A 13,567-nucleotide genomic window follows, 5' to 3' on the forward strand; every position below is an offset into this window, starting at 1 on the left:
AAAGGCAATTGGATTGGTGATTGGCAGGCCAACACGCTCTGAAGGAGCTAAATTAAGCGAATGGGCCGAGAAAATGGCAGCAAACAACCCACCAGTGCTCACACCACGAAACAGAAAGTCCTCAAACGCCCTGGGCTCAGCATAACTACGAAGCCCAATAATCAAGGGAATATATAATAACGACCGAATTGGATAATCAAAATAATCTAGTGAGCCACCATTTACCAGCAGAGATGGCACCATCAGCAATGGGAAGATCGCCAAGAGCCCGGTGAAGACATGATCCAAGGGCAATAATCGCCAAGGCCACCGGCCAAGCACCGCCACTAGGCTCAAGGATACCAATACCCCCGCAAACAACCCGAACGAGTTTTTAACCAGTAGGATGGAAGAGTAAAAAGCGAATACTGACCACTCGAGCAAGGCAAACCTGATAATTATTGGATGCAGTTTTGCCAAAAAGCCGCCCATAAATACAGTCAATACCACGCACTCAATACTAGCCTAGCGAGTCAGGATCGCCAAGCCTGTTGACTATTTGCCAGTGACCGTAGGCCATTAATAATGATGCTTTAGAACCCAACCCAGCGCGGGCAACTCGATAGTCTTGGATACATGACAAGCTTCGCCACCCACTTCACCGAACACTTCACGGAACACTTCGACGTGATCGTGGTGGGTGGCGGCCATGCCGGCTGCGAGGCGGCCCTCACCGCCGCGCGTCTAGGGCTCAGCACCGCCCTCTTCACCCTCAACCTGGATCGAATCGCCTGGCAGCCCTGCAACCCAGCGGTGGGCGGGCCGGCCAAGAGCCAGCTGGTGCATGAGGTCGATGCCCTCGGCGGCGTGATCGGCCGGCTGGCCGATGCCACGGCCCTGCAGAAGCGGGTGCTCAACGCCAGCCGCGGCCCGGCCGTCTGGGCCCTGCGGGCCCAGACGGATAAACGCCAGTACGCCCGCCAGATGCTGCAGCTGCTGCAGCACACGCCAAATCTGGCCCTGCGCGAAGCGATGGTGACCGGCCTGGAGCTGGAGGGCACGCCAGGGGAAGACGCCCGCGTCAGCGGCATCCGTACCTACTTCGGCAGCACCTACGCTGCGCCGGCCGTGATCCTCACCGCCGGCACCTTCCTGGGCGGCAAGATCTGGGTGGGCAGCCAATCGATGAGCGCCGGCCGCGCCGGAGAACAGGCAGCCGTTGGGCTCAGCGAAGCCCTCGAAGCGCTGGGCTTCCAGATGGGCCGGCTCAAGACCGGCACCCCAGCTCGGGTGGATCGGCGCAGCATCGCCATAGACCAGCTCGAAGAGCAACCCAGCGACGCAGCCGATCGCTTCTTTTCCTTTGATCCAACGGCCTGGGTGAGTGGCGAGCAGATGAGCTGCCACATCACCCGCACCACCGCCGCCACCCACCAGCTGATTCGCGACAACCTGCACCTCACCCCGATCTACGGCGGCTTCATCGACAGCAAGGGGCCCCGTTACTGCCCCTCAATCGAAGACAAGATCGTGCGCTTCGCCGATAGGGAAAGCCACCAGATCTTTCTGGAGCCCGAGGGCCGCGACACGCCGGAGATCTACGTGCAGGGCTTCTCCACCGGCCTGCCCGAGCGGCTGCAACTGGAGCTGCTACGCACCCTGCCGGGCCTGGAGCGCTGCGTGATGCTGCGGCCTGCCTATGCCGTGGACTACGACTACCTGCCTGCCACCCAGCTCAAGCCATCCCTGGAAACCAAGCGGGTAGCCGGGCTGTTTTCGGCCGGCCAGCTCAACGGCACCACCGGCTACGAGGAGGCCGCCGCCCAGGGACTGGTGGCCGGCCTCAACGCCGCCCGGCTGGTGCGCGGCCAGGACCCTGTCCACTTCCCCCGCGAGGGCAGTTATATCGGCACCATGGTCGATGACCTGATCACCAAGGATCTGCGCGAGCCCTACCGGGTGCTCACCAGCCGCAGCGAATACCGGCTGGTGCTGCGGGGCGACAACGCCGACCGGCGCCTCACCCCCCTGGGGCGCGAGCTGGGCCTGATCGACGAGCGCCGCTGGCAGATCTACGAGGGCAAACAGGCGGCGATTGCCGCCGAGCAACACCGCCTCAACACGGTGCGGCTCAAGGTCAGCGATCCGGCCGCCGCCGCCGTGGAAGCCCAAACCAGCGCCCCCATCAAGGGCTCGATCACCCTGGCCGAGCTGCTGCGTCGCCCCGGCTTCCACAGCGTCGATCTGGCGGGCCACGGCCTGGCCGACCCAGAGCTGCGCCGCGATGTGGCCGAAGCCACCGAAATCGACATCAAATACAGCGGCTACCTGGCCCGCCAGCAGCAGCAGATCGACCAGGCGAGAAAGCAGGAAAACCGCCCTATCCCAACCGACATCAACTACGCCGCGATCGCCACCCTCTCCAACGAAGCCCGGGAGAAACTGGCGGCAATCAGGCCATTGAACCTTGGCCAAGCCTCCCGAATGGCGGGGGTCTCTCCGGCAGACGTCACGGCCTTGATGCTCTGGCTCGAGATCCGAAACCGCCAGGCCTCGTCAAGCCCAGCCAGGCTGAGTAAGTTGAAGCCAAGGCCGTAGGGGGCGACTTCTGGTGAATCCAGCACGGGGCATACCTACATCCATGGCCTACTGGGAGCTGCGAGCCGAACAGGTGCTCAACCGGGTGTTTGAACCCGAAAAACCCATCGAAGTGGAGTTCTGTAACAGCCCCAGGCAAGCCCTGCTGCAGGCGGTGGAACCAACGCTCGTCATCAACCCACTGCCGAGCCAGCGGGCCAAGCCGGGGCTTCTGCTGGCCATCACCAGTGGGGCCGTGGTGGTGGCCACTGGAGCTGCCCTGGTTGTATTGGGCCTCTGGAACCAATCCCAGCAGGCCATCCAGCAGGAACGCAACATGCTTCTGATCGAGCGGCTGCGCAACATGGGGCCCAGCTCCAGCGCCGCCACTTCTCAAGCCAAAGCTGACGCGACTGCTGAAGGCGATCAGAGCTCTGCCACGGCGGCAGGCGCGGCCCAAGGTGGCGATCTGCCGCCGCCCCCGCCAGGTGAACCCTGGGTTGAGGAGCTGGCCGCCTTGCCCGCAACCGGCGCTCCCCTAGCCGGCGTACTCAGGGTGCCTGTCAATGGCCGCATCACCAGCCCAGCACCAGAGGCCAGCGGCAATAGCAATAGCAATAGTGGTAACAGAAGTGGTGCTACGGGCTCCAGCGCGCCCCAGTTGGTGGGGGTGGTTCAAGTGGCTGGTCAAAGTGGTTCGGCAATCTTCCAGATCGGGGGCAGCTCAACAAGTGCGGCGGTGGGCGAAAGCATCGGCGCCAGCGGTTGGCGTTTGCGCTCTGCCGGCGGGGACAGCGCCGTGATCGAAAAAGGAGGAGAACAGCTAAGGGTCAGCATCTCCAGTGGCTTTTGATGCCATTGGGGCCCACCTGACCCGCCAGCAAAGATGAGTTGGAGCTCCGGAACTTGAACGCCCCGAGCCGCACCAGCGTAATCAGCGTTTGCTTCAACAGCTCAGCGGTATTGGAGCGCTTTTTGGCATCTATTCCCCAAGGCACAAGCATTATTCTCGTTGACAATGGCTCATCAGATCTTGCCGAAACCAGGGCTCTAGCAAAGGCCCATAACGCGCTCTTGATTACCAATCAGACCAATCTGGGCTTTGGCTCTGCATGCAATCAAGGCGCAGCTGCCAGCCAGAGCGAATTTCTCTTCTTTGTGAATCCAGACAGCTTTCTTGAAGCCACAACAATCACGGCCCTGGAATCCGCCGCCGCCGCAAAGCCAGAAGCATCCGCCTTCAATCCTCAGATCATCGACAGCCGGGGCAGGGTCTCATTTAAACGCCGCAGCTGCCTGCTTAGTAGCAACGAAATAATGGGCCCTATCGCACCTAAAAACGATAGCCAAGTGCCAGTACTCACAGGTGCAGCCCTATTTTTAAGCAAACAAAACTTTGATAGGATATGCGGCTTTGATGAGAATATTTTTCTCTATCATGAAGATGATGACATCAGCATCCGCCTACGCAAGCAGGTGGGGCCAACTTGGCTGATCCATAACTCCTTGATGACGCACCTGAGTGGCCACTCAAGCGGGCGCTCGGCCAGCATTGCAGCGCTCAAGGCTTGGCATATGGGGCGCTCACTTGTCTATGTCACCACAAAACACCAGATCAAGGGGGCATTCCGCAAAGCAAGGGGCTCTGCCTGGCGACAGCTGTTATCGCCGGCAACCCTGCTCAGCAAGCGAAAATTCTACAAGAATCGCGCTTTTCTCCAAGGGGTGCTCAGTGCCCGTCATGACCTCGGAGCAGGCTATAAATCAGACCCCCAATCCATCAGGCGGCCATAGAGTTGATTGATTTGGGTCGCCTCGCCCTGCAGCGAATGGCACTGCAGAGATCTTTGGCGCCCATTGATTCCCATCTGCCAGAGCAATTGGGGATCCCGCAGCAAATCTCGCAATGCAATCACAAGCGAATCCACAGATCCGGTTTGAAAAGATGCCCCAACCTGAGGATCCACAAGTTGGGGCCAAACCCCAGCTCCGGACACCAAAACAGCGCGCCCGCAAGCCATTGCCTCCAACGGGGTGAGACCAAAACCCTCGGTACGGGACGCCGCAACGCAGAGGAGCAGGCGTCGGTAGCAGCTGCGTACGGTTTCGCGGTCCAAATCGCCCAGAAAGACAATGCGTTCAGCCAGGCCAGCGTTAACAACCTTGGCCTGCAAGGACTGGGCAAACTTTTGATGTTTTTTCTGACACAGCCCCGTAATTACAGCACTAAAATCAGGGAAGTCTGGAAGCACCTGGATCAGGGCCCCAATCAAAAGATCGGTTCCCTTGCTGGGCCTTATGCGGCCAAACGCCCCGATCCAGTAGTGACCCGCCAATGAGCCAGGAACGCTGCCTAGACCCTGGGGGAGTGGGGATGTCTTGAGCCTACTTAGTTCGTCATTGGGCGGCGGCGAATAATAGCTTGTATCTACACCATGATGAATGACTTGCGTGCAGGAAGCCAGAAACTGGGCCGACCTCTCCGATGTGGCAATTACCGCATCGCAATTTCGCAATAACATCCCCAAGCATAGGCCTGGTCGCTTGGGAGCTGCCGAGGTAAAAACAATTTTCCAAGGCTGGCGCAGCAGCTTTTTCAGCAGCAATCCAACGACGATCTCAATATCCCGACGGGCATGCCAGATCCGAAATCTGGCAGCAGATGGCGGAGTCCATCCCAGCCACAGCAGATGCCACCAACGCATGTTCCCGATCAGACCTAACCGACCCCAATCCAGTAGGCCGATTTTCATCGCTTGACGCTGCACGGGCACCAGCGCCCGCACAGTGGCGGAGACCCCGGTGTAGCGGCGATGGAAGTTGGTAACGACCACGTCAGGCAAGCTGGCGGGCTGCAGGCTGGACCCCAATCCCGAACCCCGTTCCTTCTTACCTAACGTAAGTGAACTAGGCCAGAGGCCTTTGCGGATGTGGGCTAACCAGTTGCTGAGCTCCCCCAGCGTGATCTGGCAGGCCAGCACCGACGCCGTCCTCGGCGGCCAGGCCGGTGCTGTGCTTTCGGGAGCCTGGCGGCTGATGCTGCTGGGCGATGGCAGCCCGACCCGTCACTTTCAACTGCTCACCGGTGACCCAGTGGAGATCGAATTGATCGCCATGGCACCTGAGACTTCGTCTGGTGCCAGCGCCGGCGGCCCGCCACCGGCCGAAATCAGCGAACTTGAAAGCCCCCTGCTGCGGCGCCAGGTGTGGCTGCGCTGCGGGGAACGAACCCTGGCCTGGGCCGAGAGCTGGTGGAACCAGCAGCAGGCCGACGCCTACCTGCTCGAACGGGATCAACCGATCTGGCGCAGCCTGACGGCACGGCGAGCCGAGCTGTTTCGGGAAGTGGATGGCCTGGCCCGGGTGGATGCCCCCTGGCTGGCAGAGCGCTTCGGCCATGGCGGCCCCTTCTGGAGTCGCCACTACCGCTTCTTTCGAGGTGGGAAGGAACTGACGGTGATCAGGGAGGTGTTTTCGCCCGAACTGGAGCACTGGCTCGGGCCGGCCGGCCTCGCCGCCGGCTCAACCCAGCCGCAGGGCCTCGGCCTGCAGGCGGGCCTGCTCCAGTAGCTCCCGCAACCGATCTTCGTCGGTGTGGGAGAGGTTGGTGCGCAGCAACTTGGCGTGGGGGGCATGGGCCCGCAGCCGCTCGATCACCCGATCCGGGGTGGCCTCGCGCACCAGGAGGCAGAGGGCCGCACTGCCGGAGGGCAGGGTTTCGCCCAGCTCGCGCATGAAGTCGTCGTTGATGCCGATATCCGAGAGGGATCCGGAGGCGGCCCCCACCCCCGCACCCACCGCAGCTCCGAGGAGGGGATTAAGGAACAGCAGGCCCACCAGGGTGCCCCAGAAGCTGCCACCGATGGCGCCGGCCGCCGTCAGGTTGATGGACTGACGCAGGTGCACCTGGCCAGCGGCGTCATGCTCCACCACAACGGCATCATCGAGGGCGATCAGCTGCTCGCGCTGGATATCCACCAGCTCCCGCCGCACCAACTCGGCCTCCTCGGCCTTGGGAAAACCAACCACCACCAGACTGCCCATCGCACCGGACGCTCACTGGCCCCAGGTTAGTCAGACCAGCTCGAGCTGGCCCCCGGGCGGCGCCGGCTGGAGCGGGGCATGGCCCGGCCGGGGGCAGGGGAAGAAGAGGGGGAGGCAGCCGGCGGCTGGGGTTCGGCCCGGGCCTGGCCTGGGGCCTGACGCTGCCAGCGGGGCACCACAAAATCAGTGTCGTCAGGCCAAACATCAGGGGCGCCCTGGCTTGTCTGTGGCGCCTGACGAGCCTCGGGGAGAGCGCCGCTGCGCCGCGAGATGGCCTCTAGGGGCTGGCGGCGCGGGGCTGCCGGCCGGGAATCCTGCCAGGGTTCCCTCAGCTCCTCCCCATCCTCCAGAATCCAGTCGAGCTTGCCTTCCACCCACCTGCCCAAGCCATCTAGCTTGCCCAGGCCTGACTGGAGCGATGGCCCCCGCTGGCGGCGCTCGCTGCCCCGGGCCCCGGGCCGGGCACCGGATACGCCATTCACCAGTTGCCGGCCGGTGCTCACCAGCCGATCAAAACCCTGCTCGAGGGGCTCAGACCAGGAATCAGCCATCGCTCAAACCTAACGGCGGCGGCCCGCCAGCCAGCGCTCCCGGCCCAGGCCCACCAGGGCGATGGTGAGCCCACCGAATTCCAGGGTCCAGAGAAAAACGCCCATGCAGGTGCCTTGCTGGCGCGACCCTAGGCCGCCTGCTCAAAGCGCAACAGGCAGCTGGCGTGCCAGCGCCCGCCGTGGAGCCGCTCGCAGCAGAGGCGGCAGGCCAGCCCCTTGACCCGGCGGCGGTAGGGGGCGCTCAGGCCGCAGTTTGGACAGCAGGCCAGCCAGCGGGGCGGCAGGGTGCTGACGGGCAGGGGGTAGCGGTGGCGAATGCTGAGCCGAAAGCCATCCTGGGCCCCATTGATGGCGGCCATGCGGGCGCGGAAGTGGGGGCCGTGCACCTCCTGGGCACCCACCACCCGATCCACCCAGGCGTGGATCATTTCGTGGCAGAGGGTGCTGAGGGTGGCCTCCCGGGGCAAGGGCTCCAGCAGGGGCCGCGACAGCACAATTTCGCTGAGGGGACGCCCGTCTCGGTGGCGGCCAAAGCGATACATCCCCGCCGTGCGGCGCATGCGGCCATCGCTCCAGCGCAGCTCCACCAGCCGCTGCCCATCCGGCGCCAGGCTGCCGTCAAACCACTCCCGGTCAAGCTGGTGAAACAGGGGCAGCAGGGGCTCGAGCGGCATGCCGGCGGGGCAGTCAGTCAGACTCTGCCCCAGTCAACGCAAATTGTTTCGTGATGGACTGGGGTCTGACCCGTGACATCGGCACCAAGCTCCTGCTCGGCGGGGCCGGCGCCCTGCTCCTCTACTGGACCATCTCGGCGGTCAGGCTGGTGCTCAGCGCCCGCGGCATCAACCCCCTGATCAAACAGTTCTTCACCCAGGTGGCCAGCGGCCAGGTGGATGGGGCCTACCTGCTCACCACCAAGAACTACCGCTCCCACGTCAACCGGCAGCAGTTCATCCGCTTCCTGGCGGGGCTGCAGCTCAACAAATACCGCAACCTCAAATCGGGCCGGCCCCGGCTCGATGAGGGCCAGCTGATCCTCACCGTCAAGCTCAAGAGCGACGGCAAAGAAGAACTGCCGCTGGATTTCACCTTCGTGAAGGTGGAGGAGCAGTGGCGGGTCGATCGCATCACCAAGCTGGCTGCAGCCTGAATTGTTCTGTCTGAGGGTGCTGGCGTGAGTGCAGCCAACCAGGACCAGGCCCGCGCCAGCGAATTGCGGCGGCTGCTCAGCCACGCCGCCCACGCCTACTACGTGCTGGATGCCCCCGAGCTGGAGGATCCCGTCTACGACCGCCTCTACCGGGAACTGCTCGAGCTCGAGGCCGCCCACCCCGAGCTGATCACCCCGGACAGCCCCACCCAGCGGGTGGGGGGAACACCGGCGGCGGCCTTCTCCAGCGTGGAGCACCGCATTCCCCTGCTCAGCCTCGACAACGCCTTCAGCAGCGAGGAGCTGGAGGCCTGGTATGGCCGCCTGCTCAAGGTGCTCGACCGAGAAGCCGGCACGGCGCTGCCGATGGTGGGGGAACTGAAAATCGATGGCAATGCCCTCGCCCTCAGCTACGAAAACGGCCTGCTGGTGCGGGCTGCCACCCGCGGCGACGGCGAACGGGGCGAGGAGATCACCGCCAACGTGCGCACGATCGCCTCGGTGCCCCTGCGGCTTCAGCTCGATGCCCCCCCCGCCTGGCTTGAGGTGCGCGGCGAGGCCCTGATCCCCGATGCCACCTTCGCCGCCATCAATGCTGAGCGGGCCGAGCGGGATGAGGCCCCGTTCGCCAACCCCCGCAACGCCTGTGCCGGCACCCTGCGCCAGCTGGATCCCAAGGTGGTGGCCGCCAGGCGACTGGATTTCTTTGCCTACACCCTGCACCTGCCGCAAGACCCGCCCCAGGGGCCGCGCAGCCAGTGGGAGTGTCTGCAGTGGCTGCAGCGAGCTGGCTTCAAGGTGAATCCCAACGCCGAGCTGCTGCCGGATCTGGCGGCAGTGGAGGCCTTCTTCAGCGCCTGGGACACGGGCCGCCGCTCCCTGGCCTATGCCACCGACGGCGTGGTGGTGAAGCTCAACGACCTGCGCCTCCAGGACGCCGCCGGGTTCACCCAGAAGGCGCCGCGCTGGGCGATCGCCCTCAAGTACGCCGCCGAGGAGGCCCCCAGCCGGCTGCTGCGGCTGGCCTGCCAGGTGGGCCGCACGGGGGTGGTGACCCCAGTGGCTGAGTTTGAGCCCGTGCCCCTGGCCGGCACCACGGTGAGCCGCGCCACCCTGCACAACGCCGATCGCCTGGCCGAACTCGACCTGCACGCCGGTGACACGATCGTGGTGCGCAAGGCCGGCGAGATCATCCCCGAGGTGGTGCGGGTGCTGGGCGAGCTGCGGCCCGCCGGGGCGGCCCGGCTGGCGCTGCCCAACCTGTGCCCGGAGTGCGGCTCGGAGCTGGTGCGCGAAGAGGGGGAGGCGGCCACCCGCTGCGTCAATTCGAGCTGCCCGGCGATCCTGCGGGGCGCCCTGCGCCATTGGGTCAGCAAGGGGGGCCTGGATGTGGATGGGCTGGGGGCCAAGTTGATCGAGCAGCTGGTGGAGAAGGGCCTGGTGGGCTCGATCGCCGACCTCTACCGGCTGGATGGGGCCCTGCTGGCCAGCCTGGAGCGCATGGGCGCCAAGAGCGCCGAAAACCTGGTGACCGCCCTGGCCGCCTCCAGGGCCCAGCCCTGGCACCGCCAGCTCTACGGCCTGGGCATCCACCACGTCGGGGAGGTGAGCGCCAAGGCGCTCGCTGCCGCCTTCCCCAGTGCCGCTGAGCTGGCAACCGCCGCCGCCACCGCCGCCGCCCACGATCCCCCATCAATCACCGCCGTCTTCGGCATCGGCGCTGAAATCGCCCAATCGCTGCAGCAGTGGTTTGCCACCCCGGCCAACCGGCTGTTACTTGAGCAACTGGCAGGGCTGGGCTTCTCCCTGGCCGCCGGGCCAGGGGAGCGGGCGGCGTCAGCTGCTGCGGCGGGCCAGCAGGCCCCCCTGGCGGGCCAGACCTTTGTGCTCACCGGCAGCCTGCCCTCCCTCAGCCGCAGTGCCGCCCAGGCCCTGATCGAAGCCGCCGGCGGCAAGGTGAGCGGCTCGGTGAGCAAAAAGACCAGCTATGTGGTGGCCGGCGAGGAGGCCGGCAGCAAGCTCAGCAAGGCCGAGGGCCTGGGGGTGGCGGTGCTGGATGAGGCCGGGCTGCGGGCCCTGCTGGAGATGTAACCACCCCCCAGTTGGTGGGATCAGACTGGGTCCAAACCACCGCCGCTCTGCGCTGCCATGGCCGCTCCCGCCGCCTTCCGCTGGATCAAAACCGAGTGCGGGCGGGCGAAATATGCCGAGCTCGTCAGCCAGCCAGGCCCGCTGGCCCGGCTGCGGCTGGCCTGGTTTGTACTGATCGCAGCGCTGCGCGACTGGCCGTTGCCCGATCAGCCCGGTGGCTCTGCCCCCTGAAGCGCCTGCCGCGCCGCCCTACCCACCAGCCACACCACCAGCACGGTGGCCAGCAGTCCCACGATGCGCAGGGTCCAGGTGAGGGGATCGGCCTGGCCGGAGAGCACCTCGCGGAAGCGGGCCACATCTCCGGCCAACGCCCCCAGGCCGCAGAAGAGGATCGTGCCAGGCAGGATCGCGACCAGGCCGATCGAGTAGTCGCGCCAACTCACCTCGCTGAGGCCGTAGGCGAAATTCAGCAGGGAAAAGGGAAAGGCGGGCGAGAGGCGGGTGAGCAACACCAGCTTCAGCCCCTCGCGGCTCACGGCCTGCTCGATCGCCTGCAGCTTCGGCACCGCCGCCAGCCGCCGGCGCGCCCAGCTGCGCAGCCAGGTGCGCCCGAGCAAAAAGGCCGCCTGGGCCCCCAGGCAGGCCCCCACGAACACGATCAAGCTGCCCCAGGCAGGGCCGTAGAGGGCACCGGCCAGCATCGAGGCCCACACCCCCGGCAGCAGCAGGGTCACCCAGAGCGCATAGAGGGGAACGAAGGCCATTGCGCCGGCAGGGGAGCGCAGGGAGGCAAGAACCATGGCTGTGGTCTCGGGGTCGAACCATGGGCCGGGGGAGAACATGGATCAGGCCGGGCAGGGTCGGTAGCTTGACAGCAGCTTCTGGAAGCCAATGGCCCGCCGCAAGCGCACGGTGCAAACACCGCCGCAGGGCCCGGAAGCCCAGCTTGTAGCCAAGCTGCAGCGCATCGAGGCGCTCTATGCCAGGGCCGGCAGCGACGGTGAGCGGGTGGCGGCGGGAAGGGCCCGCGAGCGCATCGAAGCCCGCCTGGCTGAGCTGGCCACCGAAGAGCCGCCGGTGGAGTTTCGCTTCTCCCTCTCGGACCAGTGGTCCCGCCACCTGTTCGTGGCACTGATGCGCCGCTACGGCATTCAGCCCTACCGCTACAGCCGCCAGCGACGCACCACAGTGATGGCACGCCTCAGCCGCAGCTTCGTCAACGACACCCTCTGGCCGGAGTTCCTGGAGCTGCAGGCCAGCCTGGCGGCCTACTTCGACGCCCTCACCGACCGCGTAATCGAGCAGGCCCTGGAGGTCAAGGCCGGCGAGGCCGAGGAGCGCAGTGAGGAGACCGGTGGGGAGCGAGGTAAGGAGACCTCTGCAGCAGGGGCGAAGCTGGCCCGATTGGAGCCAGTCGAACACCAGCCGTCACTGCTGTAAGAGGCGCGGCTGGGGATCGAGCCCTACTATCTCCGCCAAGGCAGCCACCCCCCGCAGAATCGATGACGCAGACGCTGGCGGGGAGGGTGGCTCTGGTGACGGGCGGGGCCAGGGGAATCGGCCGGGCAACCGCCCTGAAGCTCGCCTCAGCCGGCTGCGACATAGCAATTAATTATTACAATAGCCACACGGAAGCAACAGCGCTTTGCGACCAAGTTCGGGACATGGGCAGACGGGCAATCGCAATCAAAGGGAGCGTGGGCGATCCCGAAAGCGTGAAAGAAATATTTGAAAGTTTCACAGAGGCATTTGATCGCCTCGACATACTGATCAGCAATGCCGCAAGTGGCGTGCTCAAGCCGGTCATGCAGATGAATAGAAAGCACTGGCGTTGGTGCCTGGAAACCAACGCCCTGGCCCTGGTGCTGCTCAGCCAGGAGGCGGTGAAACTGATGGCTGACGGGGGCCGGATTATTGCGCTGTCTAGCTTGGGGGCCAGCAGGGCCATACCTGACTACGGCTTTGTAGGAGCGTCAAAGGCTGCCCTGGAGTCCCTGGTGCGCAGCCTGGCCCAGGAGCTGGGCCAAAGGGGAATTCGAGTCAACACCGTCAGCGCTGGCGTAGTTGACACCGACGCCCTCTCCCACTTTCCGAATCGGGAAGAACTGCTGGAAAGCTTCAGCCAAAGAAACCCAACGGGCGAAAGCATGGTGCCGGAGCATGTAGCAGATGGGGTCTATCTTCTATGCCTACCTGAAGCCGAAATGATCAACGGTCAAACCCTGGTGGTAGATGGGGGCTTCGCCATTTCTGGCTAACTAAAGCCAACCAATAGGGAATCCTCCAATACCCATGGGCCAATCCCTACCGATTGAGACTCCACCAAAACCTACCCAGCAGCGAATGGACAGCGCAAACCTACTTGAAAACAAGGCAGTGGTTGTCACGGGCGGCAGCAGGGGAATCGGCCGATCAATTGTGCTTACGCTGGCTGCTCAGGGAGCCGATGTTACATTCCTCTATTGCAGCAATGAAGCAGCCGCCAATGAAACATTGGCAGCTGCCGCTGGGCTCAGTGGCACTGTCAAAGCCGCTGGTACTGTCAAAGCCAAAAGGGTTGACGTTCGCAATGCCGAAAGCTGCGAGCAGGCAATCGATGAAATAGCCGAAGATGCTGGCAAGATCGACATTCTTGTTAACAGCGCTGGCATCATCAGAGACAACATTCTCGGCCTGCTTACAAATGACGACATACAAGAAGTGCTCGCCACAAATGTGGTAGGTGTATTTAATGTGCTGCGGCCCGTAATCCCCTACATGGTCTCCAAGCGAAGGGGCAAAATCATAAATATCAGCTCCGTGGCCGGCGAAAAGGGTGGGCGGGGCCAAACAAACTATGCGGCCAGCAAGGGTGCGATCAATGCCCTAACAAAAGCCCTTGCAGTTGAGTTGGCACCGCGCAACATCCTGGTGAACTGTGTTGCACCCGGGGTGATCGAAACCGAGATGACTGAAGCCATCAGACAACAGGCTGGAGACGTGGTAAAGTCCCGTATCCTTCTTGGTCGCTTTGGCCAACCGGAGGATGTCGCTAACGTCGTGTTATTTTTCGCCTCAAGCCTGTCTGATTACGTCACTGGGCAAGTGCTTCACGTCGATGGCGGCTTCAAAATGAGTTAACTCCATGACCCAATCCGATTTCACCGCAGAGGAGATTGCAGCCGTATTTCCCAAG

Annotated in this window: 16 protein-coding genes; 10 read left to right on the forward strand and 6 right to left on the reverse strand. The window is 63.9% G+C overall.

Annotated features, from left to right (window positions below; translation table 11 throughout):
• Window positions 1–483: hypothetical protein (locus tag KBZ15_RS07570; RefSeq protein ID WP_255014605.1), on the reverse strand; the 483-nt coding region annotated here is incomplete at its 3' end.
• A 132-nt stretch (window positions 484–615) separates the two neighbouring features.
• Between KBZ15_RS07570 and mnmG the strand changes: the two genes are divergently transcribed.
• The 3 genes from mnmG to KBZ15_RS07585 are packed head-to-tail and all read left to right on the forward strand — an operon-like array spanning window position 616 to window position 4,350.
• Entirely contained in the window at window positions 616–2,577 is a 1,962-nt protein-coding gene (gene mnmG / locus KBZ15_RS07575) for a tRNA uridine-5-carboxymethylaminomethyl(34) synthesis enzyme MnmG (RefSeq protein WP_255014606.1), read from the forward strand.
• A 13-nt stretch (window positions 2,578–2,590) separates the two neighbouring features.
• A complete protein-coding gene (locus tag KBZ15_RS07580; protein ID WP_255014607.1) occupies window positions 2,591–3,409 on the forward strand; it encodes a hypothetical protein in 819 nt (272 codons plus the stop codon).
• A gap of 53 nt (window positions 3,410–3,462) precedes the next feature.
• A complete protein-coding gene (locus KBZ15_RS07585) occupies window positions 3,463–4,350 on the forward strand; it encodes a glycosyltransferase family 2 protein (RefSeq protein ID WP_255014608.1) in 888 nt (295 codons plus the stop codon).
• Here KBZ15_RS07585 and KBZ15_RS07590 read toward each other — a convergent pair.
• On the reverse strand, window positions 4,314–5,390 hold the full coding sequence (locus KBZ15_RS07590; protein ID WP_255014609.1) for a glycosyltransferase family 4 protein: 1,077 nt from the start codon (window positions 5,388–5,390) through the stop codon (window positions 4,314–4,316). The two genes, KBZ15_RS07585 and KBZ15_RS07590, sit on opposite strands and share 37 nt — an antisense overlap.
• A 94-nt stretch (window positions 5,391–5,484) precedes the next feature.
• On the opposite strand from KBZ15_RS07590, the gene KBZ15_RS07595 reads away from it, so the two are divergent.
• A complete protein-coding gene (locus KBZ15_RS07595) occupies window positions 5,485–6,126 on the forward strand; it encodes a chorismate lyase (protein WP_255014610.1) in 642 nt (213 codons plus the stop codon).
• Here KBZ15_RS07595 and KBZ15_RS07600 read toward each other — a convergent pair.
• The 3 genes from KBZ15_RS07600 to KBZ15_RS07610 all read right to left on the reverse strand — a co-directional run bounded on the left by KBZ15_RS07600 (window position 6,079) and on the right by KBZ15_RS07610 (window position 7,825).
• A complete protein-coding gene (locus KBZ15_RS07600) occupies window positions 6,079–6,600 on the reverse strand; it encodes a DUF1269 domain-containing protein (protein WP_255014611.1) in 522 nt (173 codons plus the stop codon). The two genes, KBZ15_RS07595 and KBZ15_RS07600, sit on opposite strands and share 48 nt — an antisense overlap.
• 26 nt (window positions 6,601–6,626) lie before the next feature.
• Window positions 6,627–7,151 (reverse strand): hypothetical protein, encoded by a 525-nt coding sequence (locus KBZ15_RS07605; RefSeq protein ID WP_255014612.1) that lies wholly within the window; start codon window positions 7,149–7,151, stop codon window positions 6,627–6,629.
• A gap of 128 nt (window positions 7,152–7,279) precedes the next feature.
• Window positions 7,280–7,825, reverse strand: a complete 546-nt coding sequence (locus KBZ15_RS07610; RefSeq protein WP_255014613.1) for a SprT family zinc-dependent metalloprotease — start codon at window positions 7,823–7,825, stop codon at window positions 7,280–7,282.
• A 53-nt stretch (window positions 7,826–7,878) separates the two neighbouring features.
• On the opposite strand from KBZ15_RS07610, the gene KBZ15_RS07615 reads away from it, so the two are divergent.
• The 3 genes from KBZ15_RS07615 to KBZ15_RS07625 are packed head-to-tail and all read left to right on the forward strand — an operon-like array spanning window position 7,879 to window position 10,623.
• On the forward strand, window positions 7,879–8,301 hold the full coding sequence (locus tag KBZ15_RS07615) for a hypothetical protein (RefSeq protein WP_197152406.1): 423 nt from the start codon (window positions 7,879–7,881) through the stop codon (window positions 8,299–8,301).
• A 24-nt stretch (window positions 8,302–8,325) separates the two neighbouring features.
• The gene (ligA, locus tag KBZ15_RS07620; RefSeq protein WP_255014614.1) at window positions 8,326–10,392 is read left to right on the forward strand and encodes an NAD-dependent DNA ligase LigA; all 2,067 of its coding nucleotides are present in this window, start codon (window positions 8,326–8,328) and stop codon (window positions 10,390–10,392) included.
• A 57-nt stretch (window positions 10,393–10,449) separates the two neighbouring features.
• The gene (locus tag KBZ15_RS07625; protein ID WP_255014615.1) at window positions 10,450–10,623 is read left to right on the forward strand and encodes a hypothetical protein; all 174 of its coding nucleotides are present in this window, start codon (window positions 10,450–10,452) and stop codon (window positions 10,621–10,623) included.
• Here the strand turns inward: KBZ15_RS07625 and KBZ15_RS07630 are convergent.
• Window positions 10,599–11,234 (reverse strand): TVP38/TMEM64 family protein, encoded by a 636-nt coding sequence (locus KBZ15_RS07630; RefSeq protein ID WP_255014616.1) that lies wholly within the window; start codon window positions 11,232–11,234, stop codon window positions 10,599–10,601. The two genes, KBZ15_RS07625 and KBZ15_RS07630, sit on opposite strands and share 25 nt — an antisense overlap.
• A 49-nt stretch (window positions 11,235–11,283) precedes the next feature.
• On the opposite strand from KBZ15_RS07630, the gene KBZ15_RS07635 reads away from it, so the two are divergent.
• The 3 genes from KBZ15_RS07635 (at window position 11,284) to fabG (ending at window position 13,512) form a co-directional block, all read left to right on the forward strand.
• Window positions 11,284–11,832 (forward strand): hypothetical protein, encoded by a 549-nt coding sequence (locus KBZ15_RS07635; protein ID WP_255014617.1) that lies wholly within the window; start codon window positions 11,284–11,286, stop codon window positions 11,830–11,832.
• Window positions 11,833–11,894: 62 nt separating this feature from the next.
• Complete coding sequence (gene fabL, locus KBZ15_RS07640; protein ID WP_255014618.1) at window positions 11,895–12,650, forward strand: enoyl-[acyl-carrier-protein] reductase FabL; 756 nt, start codon at window positions 11,895–11,897, stop codon at window positions 12,648–12,650.
• Window positions 12,651–12,735: 85 nt separating this feature from the next.
• The gene (gene fabG, locus KBZ15_RS07645) at window positions 12,736–13,512 is read left to right on the forward strand and encodes a 3-oxoacyl-ACP reductase FabG (RefSeq protein WP_255014619.1); all 777 of its coding nucleotides are present in this window, start codon (window positions 12,736–12,738) and stop codon (window positions 13,510–13,512) included.
• The last annotated feature ends 55 nt before the right edge of the window (window positions 13,513–13,567 follow it).

Origin of the sequence: Cyanobium sp. BA20m-p-22 (assembly GCF_024346275.1) — a bacterium.
GTDB lineage: Bacteria > Cyanobacteriota > Cyanobacteriia > PCC-6307 > Cyanobiaceae > Cyanobium_A.

Excerpts from the sequence above, each read along its gene's own strand:
- KBZ15_RS07605 (WP_255014612.1), bottom strand. The coding sequence starts at position 7,151 with ATGGCTGATTCCTGGTCTGAGCCCCTCGAGCAGGGTTTTGATCGGCTG.
- mnmG (WP_255014606.1), top strand. The coding sequence starts at position 616 with ATGACAAGCTTCGCCACCCACTTCACCGAACACTTCACGGAACACTTC.
- KBZ15_RS07630 (WP_255014616.1), bottom strand. The coding sequence starts at position 11,234 with ATGTTCTCCCCCGGCCCATGGTTCGACCCCGAGACCACAGCCATGGTT.
- KBZ15_RS07615 (WP_197152406.1), top strand. The coding sequence starts at position 7,879 with ATGGACTGGGGTCTGACCCGTGACATCGGCACCAAGCTCCTGCTCGGC.
- fabL (WP_255014618.1), top strand. The coding sequence starts at position 11,895 with ATGACGCAGACGCTGGCGGGGAGGGTGGCTCTGGTGACGGGCGGGGCC.
- KBZ15_RS07595 (WP_255014610.1), top strand. The coding sequence starts at position 5,485 with ATGTGGGCTAACCAGTTGCTGAGCTCCCCCAGCGTGATCTGGCAGGCC.
- KBZ15_RS07625 (WP_255014615.1), top strand. The coding sequence starts at position 10,450 with ATGGCCGCTCCCGCCGCCTTCCGCTGGATCAAAACCGAGTGCGGGCGG.
- KBZ15_RS07610 (WP_255014613.1), bottom strand. The coding sequence starts at position 7,825 with ATGCCGCTCGAGCCCCTGCTGCCCCTGTTTCACCAGCTTGACCGGGAG.
- KBZ15_RS07635 (WP_255014617.1), top strand. The coding sequence starts at position 11,284 with ATGGCCCGCCGCAAGCGCACGGTGCAAACACCGCCGCAGGGCCCGGAA.
- KBZ15_RS07600 (WP_255014611.1), bottom strand. The coding sequence starts at position 6,600 with ATGGGCAGTCTGGTGGTGGTTGGTTTTCCCAAGGCCGAGGAGGCCGAG.
- fabG (WP_255014619.1), top strand. The coding sequence starts at position 12,736 with ATGGACAGCGCAAACCTACTTGAAAACAAGGCAGTGGTTGTCACGGGC.